Raw genomic sequence first — 14,535 nt, forward strand, 5'->3', positions numbered from 1 at the left:
ATGAGCACTTCCTCACTGATCTATTCCAAGCTCGCCGCCGAGCTGAATCGCCGCATGGCGGGTGAGGTCCGGTTCGACCCCGGCTCGCGAGCGGCCTACTCCACCGACGCATCGAACTACCGCCAGGTCCCGATCGGCGTGGTCGTGCCGGATACGCCGGACGATGCGGTCGAAGCCATCGCGGTATGTCGCGACAACGACGTCCCAGTCCTCTCCCGCGGCGGCGGCACCAGCTTGGCCGGTCAGTGCTGCAATGCCGCCGTGGTGCTCGACTGGAGCAAGTACTGCACCCGCATCCGCACGGTCGACGTCGACAGGGGCACCGCGGTCGTCGAACCCGGCATCAAGCTCGACGTTCTCAACGACCGTCTGGCGGACACCGGATGGATGGTGGGCCCGAAACCCTCTACGCATGTCAGTTGCACGATCGGCGGAATGATCGGCAACAATTCGTGCGGCTCGACCGCGCAGGCGTACGGAAAGATGGTCGACTCGGTTCGCGCCCTGGAGATCCTGACCTACGACGGCATCCAACGCTGGATCGGCCCGACCGAGGACCGCGACATCGACCGAATCATCGCCTCGGGAGGACGGCTCGCCGAAATCTACGGTGGGCTGCGCTCGATCGTCACCGAGTTCGGGGACGACATTCGCGAGCGCTACCCCCACATTCCACGCCGGGTGTCGGGCTACAACCTCGATAGCCTGTTGCCCGACAACGGCTTTGACCTCGCAAAGGGGTTGGTCGGAAGCGAGAGCACGCTTGTCACCGTGCTGTGCGCCGAGATCGACCTGGTTCGCCGGCCCGCGGCGAGCGCCCTGGCGCTACTCGGCTTCGACGACATCGCCGCCGCCGCCGACGCCGTACCGGCCGTGCTCGAGCACGAGCCGGCAGCGCTTGAAGGCCTCGATCAGCGGCTGGTCGAACTCGAGCACTCACGGCGGTTGGCCGAAAAGGCCCTCCACCAGCTGCCCCGCGGAGGCGGTTGGCTCATGGTGCAAATGGACGGCGGGGACCAGGATCAGGCCGATCACCGCGCCAAGGCGATGATCGAGGCCGTGCAGGCGGCGGCCGGCTGCGACGCCAAGGTCCTCGGCGATCCCGCACACAAGAAGCAGGTGTGGGCCGCCCGGGAGGCCGGGCTGGGCGCGACGGCCTATCCACCGGTCGGCCCCGAGACGCACGAAGGATGGGAGGATGCGGCGGTCCCGCCGCACCGGTTGGGTGATTACCTGCGCGACTTTCATTCCCTGCTCGATCGCTACGGCTACGGAACATCGTCGCTCTACGGGCATTTCGGTCAAGGCTGCGTGCACACCCGGATCCCGTTCGACCTGCGCACCTCCGATGGCATCGCCGCATACCGCCGGTTCGCCCACGACGCCGCCCACCTCGTGGTCGATTACGGCGGGTCGCTGTCCGGGGAACACGGCGACGGCCAGTCACGCGGCGAACTGTTGCCGATCATGTTCGGCCACCGCGTCGTTCGGGCGTTCGAGAAGACCAAGGTGCTCTTCGATCCTGACAACCGGATGAATCCGGGCAAGGTCGTCAAACCATACCGTCTCGACGACAACCTGCGGTTCGGTACCGGATATCTACCGATCGAGCCGGCGACGGCGTTCGCCTACGCCGAAGACGGGCACCGCTTCTCGCATGCGGCGGCGCGGTGCGTCGGCGTAGGGAAGTGCCGCGGTGACGAGTCCGGAGTGATGTGTCCTAGTTACCGCGCCACCGGCGAGGAGCACCATTCGACCCGCGGGCGGGCGCGGCTGCTGTTCGAGATGCTGCAGCAAGACGTCATCACCGACGGCTGGGCGTCGACCGAGATCCGCGACGCCCTCGATCTGTGCCTGGCGTGCAAGGGCTGCCTGAGCGACTGCCCGGTCAACGTCGACATGGCAACGTACAAGGCGGAGTTCCTTTTTCACCACTATCGTCGTCGCCTACGTCCTATGGCCCACTACACCATGGGATGGATACCGCTGTGGGCCCGAATAGCCACGCTCGCACCGCGAGCCGTCAACGCCCTGACACACACACCGCACCTGGACGGGGCGATCAAGGTCCTCGGCGGGATCGACTCGCATCGAGACCTCCCGCGGTTCGCGGCGCGCCGGTTCACCCGATGGTGGCGCGATCAGCCGGCACAAACCGGACAACGCGAGTCGGTCATCCTGTTCGCGGACACCTTCACCAACAACTTCGATCCGGATATCGGCCGCGACGCTGTAGAGGTGCTCCGATCGGCCGGCTTCAGCGTCACCGTTCCCAGCAACACGCTCTGTTGTGGGCTCACGTGGATCTCGACCGGCCAACTCGGTGTCGCGAAAAAGGTTCTGGCAAGGACGTTGCGAGCCCTTCGGCCCGCGCTGCGCACCGGTACTCCGATCGTCGTTCTCGAACCCAGTTGCGCGGCGGTGTTCCGCTCCGATGCGACGAACCTGTTGCGCGGCAACGAGGATGCACACCGACTCGCCGCGCAGACGTACACGATCGGTGAACTTCTGCACCTCAGGGCGGACGACTGGGAACCACCGCGGATCGGCGGCCACGCCGTCGTGCAGCCGCACTGTCATCAGCACGCGGTGCTGCACTACGCCGAGGAGAAGGCGGTTCTCGAGGACGCCGGTGTCGACGCCCGAGTGCTCGATGCCGGATGCTGCGGCCTTGCCGGGAATTTCGGTTTCCAACGTGGACATCACAACGTATCGGTGGCATGCGCCGAGGACAAACTGCTCCCCGCGCTGCGCGGCGTGGACCCCGAGACGATGGTGCTCGCCGACGGATTCAGCTGCCGAACACAGATCCGCGACCTGACCGAGAACTGCACCCCGCGTCACACAGCTTCCGTCCTCGCCGGAGCGCTACGAGAACGAAAGGAGCAACGATGACCCTCACCTGGTCCGCCGTAGACCAGGCCACCCGCGTGACGGTCGCTGCACCTGTCACCGAGGCCGAACGGCTGCGGCTCGAAATCGATCAGCTGCGGGACAAGCTCGCCGGTCTCCCCATGATCGAACAAGCCAAAGGGATGCTGATGCAGACCTTCGGCCTCAGTGACGAGCAGGCATTCGACGTCCTTCGCATGCTGTCTCAGATCAGCAATGTCCGGGTCCGCCAGGTCGCGGGATCTGGACCCGCTGCGGGCCTCGACCCGACTTCGATGACGCGGCTGACTTCCTGGTGAGAGTGCGCGAGGCGCTACGGGCAATGCACGCCACGATGTGCGCTGACTGAAACCTACACTGCCGCTGACGAAGCATGCGACACGCCGCGCGGTACCGCGGTTGCGCGGGGTCCAGGCGCAAAATGCAGGAATGTGGCCCTTCGGCATAGGCGCTGCTTGATGCATGCCCACAATCGGGTGCGTATTGCTGCCGTGCTGCTACTGATGGCCAGTGTGCTCGCGCTGATACTGACCAGCTGTCCGAGCAATCGCGACGGGATGCCCGGGAAACTTGCGTCGGCAAAGGAGGAGACGGAGTCGGCGGCGCGCACGGGCGCGCAGGCGCTCGATCTCTGGATCCAGCGCCGGTCGACGAGGAATCTGGCCGCGGTGCAACTCAGCGATGCACGCGATCAGGTCGTCCAGTCCTATTCGGGTATCGCGGTGCTGCGAGCCGAAGATCCGCAGGATCTGCGTCGGCAGTCGCTACTGACCGAGACGATGACAACCCTCATCGGTCAGCTCAACGCCGCCAACGCCGCCGTGCGCGCGCTGGACGGCCAACCCGACGCGCGGCAACTGCGCCGGTCCATGCTCGATGTCGTCGACCACCTCACGGCCACCTACCGATGAAACGCATCTTCGCGGTAGCCCTCGGCATCCTCACCGCCATCGGTGGCTTCCTCGACATCGGCGACCTGGTGACCAATGCCGTGGTCGGTTCGCGGTTCGGTCTCGCGCTCGCGTGGGTGGTGCCTGTCGGGGTGCTCGGCATCTGCCTCTTCGTGCAGATGTCGGGCCGGGTGGCCGCGGTCAGCGGGCGGGCCACTTTCGAGATCATTCGTGAACGGCTCGGGCCACGCACTGCCGCGGCCAATCTCAGCGCCTCGTTCTTCATCAACCTGATGACCGTCACCGCCGAGATCGGCGGTGTCGCGCTGGCTTTGCAGCTGGCCACCGACGTCGGCCCCAAACTCTGGTTCCGTTAGCGGCGTTCGCGGTCTGGGTCGTCATCTGGCGGGTGAAGTTCTCCCATATGGAGAACGTCGCCGGCATGCTCGGATTGGCGCTGATCGTCTTCGTCGCCGCGGTGTTCCTGCTGTCACCCGACTGGGGCGACATGGCCTCCCAGGCCACTGCCCCGACCATCCCGGAGAGCGAATCGGCGGCCACCTACTGGTACTTCGCGGTCGCGCTGTTCGGAGCGGCGATGACGCCCTACGAAGTCTTCTTCTTCTCCTCCGGCGCAGTGGAAGAAGGCTGGACCGTCCAGGATCTCAGTACCTAACGGCTCAACGTGCTGGTCGGGTTCCCGCTGGGCGGCGTGCTCTCGGTCGCGATCGCCGCCTGCGCGACGATCGTGCTGCTGCCCGCGCAGATCGAGGTCACCTCGCTGTCGGAGGTGGTCATGCCGATCGTGACCGCAGGCGGCCAACTCGCCCTTGCGTTCGCCATCGTCGGTATCGTCGCCGCCACCTTCGGCGCCGCGTTGGAGACCACGTTGTCCTCCGGCTACACCCTGGCCCAGTTCTTCGGCTGGACGTGGGGCAAGTTCCGTCGTCCGGCCGAGGCGTCGCGTTTTCACGTCGTGTGCTCGTGGCGTTGATCGTCTGTACCGCAGTACTTTTCAGTGGAGTGGATCCGATCCAGGTGACCGAGTTCTCGGTGGTGTTCTCCGCTATCGCGTTGCCGCTGACGTATCTACCGATCCTGATCGTGGCCAATGACCCGGGGTACATGGGTGAGCACGTGAACGGCCGGGTCACCAACGCCTTGGCATCGGTGTATCTGGTCATCATCCTCGCCACCTCACTGGCCGCGATCCCGCTGATGATCCTCACAGGAGCGGGCCAATGAGCTCATATGACTTTCCTGAAGCACCGCACCGCGGACGGCTGCTCGACGCGCGACTGCACTTGCTGGACCGACAACTGGTCGTCGGCGACGGTGACCCGGTCGGAATCGTCGACGATCTGGAAATCGACGGCATCACCGCCGGCGCCGATATCGACAAAAGCGCTTCACCGCCGACCGTGAGCGCGATCCTGACGGGCGACGTGCTGATCACCCGAATCTTCGGCGGCCGCCCTCCGGTTTCGCGGATGCAGTCGATCGCCTGGCGGGCCGTCGCCGAAGTCCATGGCGTCATCCAGGTCGACATCGACGACACCGACTTGGACCCGCCCTGGATCGAGAGGTGGTTACGCGAACGACTGATGGTCCACATCCCTGGAGGACGCCATGCAGCTGAGTGAGATCCTCGGGCTGCCGGTGTGCGACGCAGACGCGCTGTCGGTGGGCACCGTGGTCGATGTCCGACTGCATTTTCGCGACGGCGGCGACCCGGCGTCCAGCACACCGCAACTGTTCGGCCTGGTGGTCAGCCCGCACACCCGTTCGTCGTATCTCGGCTACGAGCGCTCCGGAGTCAACAAGCCCCGCGCGTTGGCGGCGTTGCTGCGGTGGCGGCACCGCGGTACCCGCCTGGTGCTGTGGCAGGATGTCGCGCGCATCGACTCCGACGCGGTGACGCTGCGCCCCGGCTTCCAGAGCTATTCGCCGGTACTGCACTAGTCGCAGCGGCAGTCACGCCAACAGCGTCAGGACGATCCAACCCGCCACGGCCGACGGGAGCATCGCGTCGATGCGGTCCATGATGCCGCCGTGGCCGGGCAGCAACGTGCCCATGTCCTTGATTCCGAGGTCGCGTTTGACCTGCGACTCGACCAGGTCGCCGAGCACACCGGTGATCACCAGCATGAGCCCGAGGGGCAGACCCACCCAGGCGGGCTTGTCCATCAGGAACGTCACCGAGAGCACGGCGGCGGCGGTGCCGAACACCAGCGACCCGCCCAGTCCCTCCCACGACTTCTTCGGGCTGATCGCAGGCGCCATCAGATGCTTGCCGAACAGCACGCCGGCCACATAGCCGCCGATGTCGGCGAACACGACGGTCGCGATCACCGTGAACACCCTGCCGCCGCCGTGGTCCTGGAAGATCAGCAGCGCGCTGAAGCTGGCGAACAACGGCACCCACGTCGACAGCAGCACCGCGGCGGCGATGTCGCGCAGGTAGTTGACCGGTTGGTGGCGCAGGCCGTGCCCGACCAGCCGCCACACCATGCAGACCACGACCGTCCCGCCGTACGCTCCGAGCACCCCGGCAGGCCCAAACGGCCAACTCAACCAGATCATCGCCTGGCCACCGAGCAGCAACGGAATCACCGGAAGGTCGTATCCGGCCTCGCGCAGCCGACGGATCACCTCGTGGGTGGCGATCGGGATGAACACCGCCAGCACGGGCAGCCATCCAATCGGCCAGAAGAGCAGGATGCCGATCGCCATAGCGCCGAGCAGGACGCCGACTCCAATGGCGGCGGGCAGGTCGCGGCCCGCCCGCGACTTCTTCTTGGGCGGTTCGTCGACCGGCGTCTCTGCCACGGGACCCCTCTGCTGTTCGGTCACTAGACCTCCAGCAGCTCGCCTTCTTTGTGCTTGACCAACTCGTCGATCTGGTGGGTGTAGGTGGCGGTGGACTTGTCGAGATCCTTCTCCGCGCGCGACACCTCGTCCTCGCCTGCCTCGCCGTCCTTCTTGATGCGGTGCAGCTCCTCCATCGCCTTGCGGCGGATGTTGCGCACCGCGACCTTGGCGTCCTCGCCCTTGGCCTTGGCCTGCTTGACCAGGTCGCGGCGACGCTCCTCGGTCAGCTGCGGGATCGCCACGCGGATGATGTTGCCGTCGTTGGTCGGGTTCACGCCGAGGTCGGAGTTGCGGATCGCATCCTCGATGTTGCGCAGCTGGCCCGCCTCGTAGGGCTTGATCACCACCATCCGCGCTTCGGGCACGTTGATGCTCGACAGCTGGGTGATCGGTGTCGGCGACCCGTAGTAGTCGACGTTGACACGCGAGAACATGCCGGGATTGGCGCGGCCGGTGCGAATCGACGACAGGTCATCGCGCGCGACCGACACCGCCTTCTCCATCTTCTCCTCGGCATCGAAGAGGGTTTCGTCGATCACGGTCCTTCTCCTTCGTCTGTGCGCGTCGGTCACCGGTCTGGGGTGCGCACCTCCGCTGCGGGGCGCGGGCGTGTCAGGTGGTGACCAGTGTTCCGATCTTCTCACCCGCGACCGCCCGGGCGATATTGCCGTCCGTGAGCAGGTTGAACACCAGGATCGGCATGCCGTTGTCCATACACAGGCTGAACGCGGTGGCGTCGGCGACCTTCAGGCCGCGGTCGATGACTTCGCGATGGCTGATCGCGGTGAGCAGTTCGGCGTCGGGGTTCTGGCGCGGGTCGGCGGTGAAGACGCCGTCGACGGCCTTGGCCATCAGCACCACCTCGGCGCCGATCTCGAGCGCGCGCTGAGCGGCGGTGGTGTCGGTGGAGAAATACGGCAGGCCCATGCCCGCTCCGAAGATGACGACGCGGCCCTTCTCGAGGTGCCGCACGGCGCGCAGCGGAATGTACGGTTCGGCGACCTGACCCATCGTGATCGCGGTCTGTACCCGGGTCGCGATGCCTTCCTTCTCCAGGAAGTCCTGCAGCGCCAGGCTGTTCATGACGGTGCCGAGCATCCCCATGTAGTCACTGCGGGTGCGCTCCATACCGCGCTGCTGCAATTGCGCACCGCGGAAGAAATTGCCGCCGCCGATGACCACGGCCATCTGCACGCCGCTGCGGACCACTTCGGCGATCTGACGCGCCACCAGGTGGACGACGTCGGGATCGAGGCCCACTTCCCCGCCGCCGAACATCTCGCCGCCCAGCTTGAGCAGTACGCGGTTGTACATGGGACGGATGGAACCTGCGGTGGCTCCGTTGGGTTTGCTCGCATCCGGAGCCGCTCCGGTGGCGACTTCGGAGTTCGGAGCTGCCTGACCGGCGACGTTGGGATCCGCCATCCGACTCCTTACGGGTCCTCGCTGAGATCCCTTCATCCTGCCTCATGGCGGGCGTCAGGGCGGCCAGTGGGTCGCGACTCGCCGGGTCAGTCGGGCAGGTGGGCGCTCAGCAGCCAGGCGGGCACGGATTTGCGGCCTTTGGGCTCGTCGCGGATGTCGAGTGCCGGGAAGAACTCCTCGAATCCGTCCGGGAAGACGCCGTGGATGCGCGCCGGCCTGATCTCGTCGATCGTCCAGTACTTGGAGACGACGTCACGCAGCTCGTCTTCGGTGACGGGGTTGGCCGGACCATTGGGCATGCCCGCCCTGTCGAACACCAACACGAAGTAGGAGGCGCCGGGTGCCGCGGCCCGCACGATCGAACGCTGATAGCCGTCGCGCAGTTCCACGGGCATCGAGTGGAACAGCGTCGAGTCGACGATCGTGCCGAACCGACCGTCGTAGCCCGAGAAGTCGCTGATATCGGCGACCTCGAAGGTGGCGTTGGTCAGTCGGCGCTTGGCGGCCTCCTGTTTGGCGAGTTCGATCGCGGTGGGCGATTGGTCCAGACCCACCGTGGTATAGCCCCGTTCGGCGAGGTGGATCGCCAGCGCGGCCTCCCCGCACCCCGCGTCGAGCACATCGCCGTGGAATCTGCCCTCTTCTATCAGAGGCATGAGCTCCGGCTGCGGCTCACCGATGCTCCACGGCGGCTTGCCGCCACTCATCTCGGGCATCTCGCCCTTGTATGCGTTCTCGAACAGCTCACCCATTGGTTCGGTCATCCATCGTTGATATCAATGTGGTTGATATATGTCAATATGGTTGACATGAATGGACCGCTCGAGGATCAGCCGCTGGGTTTGCTCCTGTCCCGGGTTGCCAAGGCGCTGCGCAGCGAGGTCACTGCGACGGTGCTCGAACCGCTGGGCGTGGCGTTCCCCCAGTACCTGTGCATGCGGATCCTTTCCCAGCACGAGGGACGGTCCAATGCGGAACTGGCCCGCGACTTCAACGTCTCGCCGCAGGCGATGAACATGGTGCTGCGCGGCCTCGAGGACCGCGGGCTCGTCTCCCGTCCCGCGAGCGTGTCGTCGGGACGGTCGCTGCCCGCCCAACTCACCCGCGGGGGCCGGGAGTTGTTAAAACGCACCGATTCCGGAGTCCGCGCGGCCGAACGCAAGTTGATGGCGAATCTGACGCAGCGCCAACAGCGGGACTTCAAGCAGATCCTCGCGGCGCTCGGTACCGACTGAGTTCTGCGAGACTACGTCCATGAAAATCGTTCTGGCACCTGACTCGTTCAAGGAATCGATGACCGCGTCCGAAGCGGTCGCCGCGATGAGGGCCGGTGTCACGGAGGTGCTGCCCGACGCCGAGGTCGTCGGCGTGCCGATGGCCGACGGCGGTGAAGGCACGGTCGATGCGGTCGTCGACGCACTCCACGGCGAGCACGTCGAGGTCCAGGTGTCCGACGCGCTGGGCCGCCCCGTCACCGCACGGTACGGCTACGTGCCGCTGCGCCAATTGGCGGTCATCGAGATGGCTGCAGCGGCGGGACTCGAACTCGTCGCGCCTCACGAACGAGACATCCTGCGCGCCAGCACATTCGGCGTGGGTGAGCTGATCACGTCCGCCCTCGACCGCGGCGCCGAGGATGTCCTGATCGGCCTGGGCGGCTCGGCCACCAACGACGGCGGAACAGGCATGCTCACCGCATTGGGCGTGAAGTTCGTCGATGCCGACGGCCTGCCGCTGAGTCCCGGCGGGGCCGATCTGGAACGCCTCGAGCGCATCGACCCGCGCGGGATGGATCCGCGCCTGCGCGACGTTCGGATCCGGGTGGCCTCCGACGTAACCGCGCCTCTGCTGGGTCCCGACGGCGCCACTGCGGTGTTCGGTCCGCAGAAGGGCGCCGGTGCAGACGACATCCCGCGACTCGAGGCGGGGCTGTCCCGACTGGCCGCGGTCGCCTCGGCGACGCTCGGCGGCACCCAACCCCAGCGGCCTGGCGCGGGGGCGGCCGGCGGTGTGGGTTTTGCACTTGTCGAATTCCTCGGTGCCGCAAGCAGACCGGGCGTCGACGAGGTGGCCGAAACGGTCGGTCTCGAGCGGGCGCTGCGGGGCGCGGACTGGGTGTTCACCGGCGAGGGCAGCGTCGATGCGCAGACGGTCATGGGTAAGACGCCGTTCGGCGTGGCCCAAGCCGCCGTACGCGCAGGGGCGCGGGTGGTCATCTTCGCAGGCCGGGTCGCCCCTGACGCCGCCGTGCTGCTGGATCACGGCGTCGAACGACTCGTCGCGATCACCGCCGAAGGCACGCCGATCGAGCGGGCGCTCCGTGAGGGCGCACGGTCGCTCACCCGCGCCACCGCCGAGGTGTGCCGCTCCCTGTAGCGCGGCTCAACCCTGAATGCGTGCGAACGGACGCGCTTCCTCGAGTTCGTACGCCAGCTGGAGCAACCGGCCCTCCTGGCCCACCGGCGCAGCGAGCATCATGCCAACCGGCAGGCCCGATGCCGACTCGGCGAGAGGCAGCGAGATCGCCGGGTCCCCCGTGGCGTTCTGCAAAGGAGTGAATGCCACCCACTCGACGAGCCGGTCGATGATCGTCTGGTAGTCCAGCGTCGGGTCGAGATGACCGATGCGCGGCGTGACGTCGGCAAGCGTCGGGGTGAGCACGACGTCATGGTCCCGCGTGACACGCTCGGTGACCCGGCGAATCCGCGACAGTCGCGCGAGTGCCCTCGGCATCCGGTGCAGGTTGCGCGACGCGTGGCGGTCGAGTCCGAGGGTCAGGTTGTCGAGGCGCCCACGGTCGAAACTGCGCCCGAACGTCGATCGCCCGCCGCGCACGAGCGCGAACGCCAGAAACGACCAGTAGAGCAGGAAGTCGGTCATGAAGTGCGACGGCACGGGGTTGTCGATCACCGTGACCCGGTGTCCGAGTTCCTCGAGCAGCGCGGCGTTCTTCAGCGTGAGCTCGCGCACCTCCGGGCTCGCCTCGCGCGCTATCGACTGCGTGCACACCGCGATCCGTAGCCGCTGCGCCCCGGGCCCGGTGATGTTGCCGACGGCGGGCAACGCCGGGTTGCGATACACCCGCTCGATCTCGCGGTAGAACGCCGCAGAGTCGCGCACCGAGCGCGTGACAACACCGTTGGCGACGATGCGAAGCGGCATCTGCCGCAGTTTCTTGTCCAGGGGCAGTCGACCACGCGACGGCTTGAGACCCACTAAGCCGTTGCAGGCGGCAGGAATTCGGATCGAACCGCCGCCGTCGTTGGCGTGGGCGATCGGCACCACCCCGGCGGCCACGAACGCCGCGGCACCCGACGACGACGCGCCCGCGGTGTGCTCGGGATTCCACGGATTGCGCACCGGGCCCAGCCGCGGATGCTCGGCCGACGCGCTGAATCCGAATTCGGACATCTGCGTCTTGCCGAGCGGAGCCAGTCCAGTGGCGAGAAACGACCGCGCGAAGTCGCCGTGCGTGCGCTCCGGGTGCGGATCCCAGGCGTCGGTGCCGTTCATTGTCGGCATCGTGGCGACCGCGACGTTGTCCTTGAGAAACGACGGAACGCCGTTGAAGTAGCCGCCGTACGGGCGCGCGGCAGCACGGGCACGGGCCCGCTCGAACGCCTCGTGCGCCAGTCCGTTGAGCGCCGGATTGACGGCCTCGGTGCGGGCGATCGCGGCGTCGACGAGTTCGGCCCGCGACACCGCACCCGCCTGCAGCGCCTCCACGAGACCGACCGCATCGAGATCGCCGAGGGCGTCGTCGCCGAAGGCGCTTATCCGAGTCATGACGACGACGGTACCAAGTCGTACCGCCGCGGCCCACAAATGCGCGAGCGCTCACCCTCGTACGGTTCCCGGCGTCCGGGCCGTACAACGATGAGCGCTCGCGCCAGAGAGTGGTTCGCTAGAAAGTGGTCAGGCCTGGCCGACTTCGAAACGAACGAAGCGGGTCACGGTCACACCGGCCTCGTCGAGCAGGGCCTTCACGGTCTTTTTGCTGTCGGACACCGACGGCTGGTCGAGCAGCACGACGTCCTTGTAGAAGCCGGTCACGCGGCCCTCGACGATCTTGGGCAGGGCCTGCTCGGGCTTGCCCTCGTTGCGGGCGGTCTCCTCGGCGATGCGCCGCTCGTTGGCGACGACGTCCTCGGGCACGTCCTCGCGGGTGAGGTACTTGGCCTTGAGCGCGGCGATCTGCAGGGCGACCGCGTGGGCGGCCTGCTTGTCATCGCCGGTGTACTCGACCAGCACACCCACCGCCGGCGGCAGGTCGGCGGCCCGCTTGTGCAGGTAGGTCTCCACGGTGCCGTCGAAGTAGGCGACGCGGCGCAGCTCGAGCTTCTCGCCGATCTTGGCCGACAGGTCCGCAATGACCTGCTCCACTGTGGCGTCGCCGACCTTGGCGGCCTTGAGCGCGTCGACGTCGTTGGCCTTGGCAGCCGCGGCGGCGGCGACGATCTGCTCGGCGACGGACTGGAACTCCGAGTTCTTGGCGACGAAGTCGGTTTCGGAGTTCAGCTCGATCAGTGCGCCGTCCTTGGCCGCCACCAGGCCTTCGGCGGTTGCGCGCTCGGCGCGCTTGCCGACGTCCTTGGCGCCCTTGATGCGCAGCAACTCGACGGCCTTGTCGAAGTCGCCGCCGGCCTCGACGAGCGCGTTCTTGCTGTCGAGCATGCCGGCGCCGGTCAGCTCCCGCAGTCGCTTGACGTCGGCAGCGGTGTAGTTAGCCATATCAGCCTTCTCTTACGGATTCTGGGAGGGTTTCGGTTCGGTCTGGACTTCCGCCTCGGGGGTGCCGGGCGCGGCACCTGCGGCGGTGGGGCTTGCGGTGGCGGTCGCGCTCGCAAGCAGCTCCTGCTCCCACTCGGCGAGCGGCTCGGCAGCGTCGGCGTCCGGCTTGTCACCGTCACGACCCACGCCCGCGCGGGCCTGCAGGCCCTCGGCGACCGCGGCGGCGATCACCTTGGTCAACAGCGCGGCCGAGCGGATCGCGTCGTCGTTGCCCGGAATCGGGTAGTCGACGAGATCCGGGTCGCAGTTGGTGTCCAGGATCGCGATGACCGGGATGTTGAGCTTGCGCGCCTCACCGACGGCGATGTGCTCCTTGTTGGTGTCGACGACCCACACCGCCGAGGGCAGCTTGGACATGTCCCGGATACCACCGAGCGACCGTTCGAGCTTGTTCTTCTCGCGGGTCAGCATCAGGATTTCCTTCTTGGTGCGACCCTCGAACCCGCCGGTCTGCTCCATCGTCTCGAGTTCCTTGAGACGCTGCAGCCGCTTGTGCACGGTCTGGAAGTTGGTGAGCATGCCGCCCAGCCAGCGCTGGTTCACGTACGGCATGCCGACGCGCGTGGCCTCTTCGGCGATCGACTCCTGCGCCTGCTTCTTGGTGCCGACGAACATGATCGTCCCGCCGTGCGCGACCGTCTCCTTGACGAACTCGTACGCCTTGTCGATGTAGGTCAGCGTCTGCTGCAGGTCGATGATGTAGATGCCGTTGCGGTCGGTGAAGATGAACCGCTTCATCTTGGGGTTCCAGCGACGGGTCTGATGCCCGAAGTGAGTGCCGCTGTCGAGCAGCTGCTTCATGGTTACAACAGCCATGAGTCCATGGTCCTTTTCGTCGGTTGATGCCGGCGCCGGGTGACGCCGAGCCCTGGTGACTGCTCGGAATGCCAGAACCCGTCTTGAGACGGGACCGACGGCATCCGGGGAAACGACCTAGTGGAACGGGTCGCGGGTGCAGACACGCGAAGTCAGCCCGCGCAAGCGAGCTGCGGTTAGCAGTTTACACCCTGCACAGGGGTGCTTTTTCCACGCCGAGCTGGTTGTCCACAGATCCGCGTTCCCCTCTGGCGCCAGTGGAGCATCACCCGCTGAGCTGGGGTGATGCGATTTGTCGCGCTCGCTTGCGCCGCGCTGGTGGCCGGGCTGGTCTGGGCGGGACCCGTCGTGGCCGAGGGCGGCCGGTTGGCCTGGCCGCTGCGGCCGCGCCCCGAGGTGACCAGGACTTTCGACGCGGCCGAGCCGAACTGGACGCCCGGGCACCGCGGCGTCGACCTGGCGGGCACACCCGGCCAGCGGGTGCTGGCGGCGGCCGAGGGCACCGTGGTCTTCGCGGGTGAGCTGGCGGGCCGGCCGGTCATCTCGATCGCTCACCCCGGCGGCCTGCGGACCAGCTACGAACCGGTCCGGGCGACCGTCGTGCGGGGACAACGCGTCGACGCGGAGGCGGTGATCGGCGTGCTGGAAGCCGGACATCCGGGCTGTCCGCGCCCGGCCTGCCTGCACTGGGGCGCGATGTGGGGTCCGGCGTCGCGCGCCGACTACGTCGACCCGCTCGCCCTGGTGGTCACCACCCCGATCCGCCTCAAACCCGCGAGCATTGCTCCTATGTCAAGCCGCGGCGGGCTGGGGGGTGTGGTGGCGGGTTTGTTCATCGTTTCTGAGGTGG

General features: G+C 67.0%; 14 protein-coding genes and 2 pseudogenes. 9 read left to right on the top strand and 7 right to left on the bottom strand.

The window, feature by feature from the left end; genetic code table 11:
* From A5790_RS09970 to A5790_RS09995, 6 genes and pseudogenes are all read left to right on the top strand, one after another.
* Nucleotides 1–2,895, top strand: coding sequence for an FAD-binding and (Fe-S)-binding domain-containing protein (locus A5790_RS09970; RefSeq protein ID WP_066843126.1), 2,895 nt, complete (start codon nucleotides 1–3; stop codon nucleotides 2,893–2,895).
* Nucleotides 2,892–3,191, top strand: a complete 300-nt coding sequence (locus A5790_RS09975; RefSeq protein ID WP_066843127.1) for an ANTAR domain-containing protein — start codon at nucleotides 2,892–2,894, stop codon at nucleotides 3,189–3,191. The genes A5790_RS09970 and A5790_RS09975 overlap by 4 nt, the downstream gene beginning before the upstream one ends.
* Before the next feature lie 177 nt (nucleotides 3,192–3,368).
* Complete coding sequence (locus A5790_RS09980) at nucleotides 3,369–3,803, top strand: hypothetical protein (protein WP_231987698.1); 435 nt, start codon at nucleotides 3,369–3,371, stop codon at nucleotides 3,801–3,803.
* A pseudogene (locus A5790_RS09985) lies at nucleotides 3,800–5,027 on the top strand (NRAMP family divalent metal transporter). The gene A5790_RS09980 and the pseudogene A5790_RS09985 overlap by 4 nt, the downstream one beginning before the upstream one ends.
* Nucleotides 5,024–5,425, top strand: coding sequence for a hypothetical protein (locus A5790_RS09990; protein WP_066843129.1), 402 nt, complete (start codon nucleotides 5,024–5,026; stop codon nucleotides 5,423–5,425). Before A5790_RS09985 ends, A5790_RS09990 begins: the two are co-directional and overlap by 4 nt.
* A complete protein-coding gene (locus tag A5790_RS09995; RefSeq protein WP_066843130.1) occupies nucleotides 5,412–5,744 on the top strand; it encodes a PRC-barrel domain containing protein in 333 nt (110 codons plus the stop codon). Before A5790_RS09990 ends, A5790_RS09995 begins: the two co-directional genes overlap by 14 nt.
* A gap of 12 nt (nucleotides 5,745–5,756) precedes the next feature.
* Here A5790_RS09995 and A5790_RS10000 read toward each other — a convergent pair whose 3' ends face one another.
* The 4 genes from A5790_RS10000 to A5790_RS10015 form a co-directional block, all read right to left on the bottom strand.
* Complete coding sequence (locus A5790_RS10000; protein ID WP_066843131.1) at nucleotides 5,757–6,635, bottom strand: phosphatidate cytidylyltransferase; 879 nt, start codon at nucleotides 6,633–6,635, stop codon at nucleotides 5,757–5,759.
* Entirely contained in the window at nucleotides 6,635–7,192 is a 558-nt protein-coding gene (frr, locus tag A5790_RS10005) for a ribosome recycling factor (RefSeq protein WP_066843132.1), read from the bottom strand. Before frr ends, A5790_RS10000 begins: the two co-directional genes overlap by 1 nt.
* Nucleotides 7,193–7,265: 73 nt before the next feature.
* Complete coding sequence (gene pyrH / locus A5790_RS10010) at nucleotides 7,266–7,967, bottom strand: UMP kinase (protein ID WP_064398889.1); 702 nt, start codon at nucleotides 7,965–7,967, stop codon at nucleotides 7,266–7,268.
* A gap of 197 nt (nucleotides 7,968–8,164) precedes the next feature.
* Nucleotides 8,165–8,842, bottom strand: coding sequence for a class I SAM-dependent methyltransferase (locus tag A5790_RS10015; protein ID WP_064398769.1), 678 nt, complete (start codon nucleotides 8,840–8,842; stop codon nucleotides 8,165–8,167).
* A 36-nt stretch (nucleotides 8,843–8,878) separates the two neighbouring features.
* Here A5790_RS10015 and A5790_RS10020 point away from each other — a divergent pair, with 36 nt between their 5' ends.
* A complete protein-coding gene (locus A5790_RS10020) occupies nucleotides 8,879–9,313 on the top strand; it encodes a MarR family transcriptional regulator (RefSeq protein WP_066843135.1) in 435 nt (144 codons plus the stop codon).
* A 19-nt stretch (nucleotides 9,314–9,332) separates the two neighbouring features.
* Nucleotides 9,333–10,454 (top strand): glycerate kinase, encoded by a 1,122-nt coding sequence (locus A5790_RS10025; protein WP_066843137.1) that lies wholly within the window; start codon nucleotides 9,333–9,335, stop codon nucleotides 10,452–10,454.
* 6 nt (nucleotides 10,455–10,460) lie between these two features.
* Here the strand turns inward: A5790_RS10025 and A5790_RS10030 are convergent, their stop codons facing one another.
* The 3 genes from A5790_RS10030 to rpsB all read right to left on the bottom strand — a co-directional run bounded on the left by A5790_RS10030 (nucleotide 10,461) and on the right by rpsB (nucleotide 13,685).
* Nucleotides 10,461–11,864, bottom strand: a complete 1,404-nt coding sequence (locus tag A5790_RS10030; protein ID WP_066843140.1) for an amidase — start codon at nucleotides 11,862–11,864, stop codon at nucleotides 10,461–10,463.
* A gap of 129 nt (nucleotides 11,865–11,993) precedes the next feature.
* A complete protein-coding gene (gene tsf, locus A5790_RS10035; RefSeq protein WP_066843143.1) occupies nucleotides 11,994–12,809 on the bottom strand; it encodes a translation elongation factor Ts in 816 nt (271 codons plus the stop codon).
* A 12-nt stretch (nucleotides 12,810–12,821) separates the two neighbouring features.
* A complete protein-coding gene (gene rpsB, locus A5790_RS10040) occupies nucleotides 12,822–13,685 on the bottom strand; it encodes a 30S ribosomal protein S2 (protein ID WP_064398757.1) in 864 nt (287 codons plus the stop codon).
* Between the two features lie 285 nt (nucleotides 13,686–13,970).
* Here rpsB and A5790_RS10045 point away from each other — a divergent pair.
* Nucleotides 13,971–14,459: pseudogene (locus tag A5790_RS10045) on the top strand (murein hydrolase activator EnvC); the annotation flags it as partial.
* Nucleotides 14,460–14,535: the final 76 nt, after the last annotated feature.

Origin of the sequence: Mycobacterium sp. 852002-51152_SCH6134967 (assembly GCF_001667105.1) — a bacterium.
Taxonomy (GTDB): Bacteria; Actinomycetota; Actinomycetes; order Mycobacteriales; family Mycobacteriaceae; genus Mycobacterium; species Mycobacterium neumannii_A.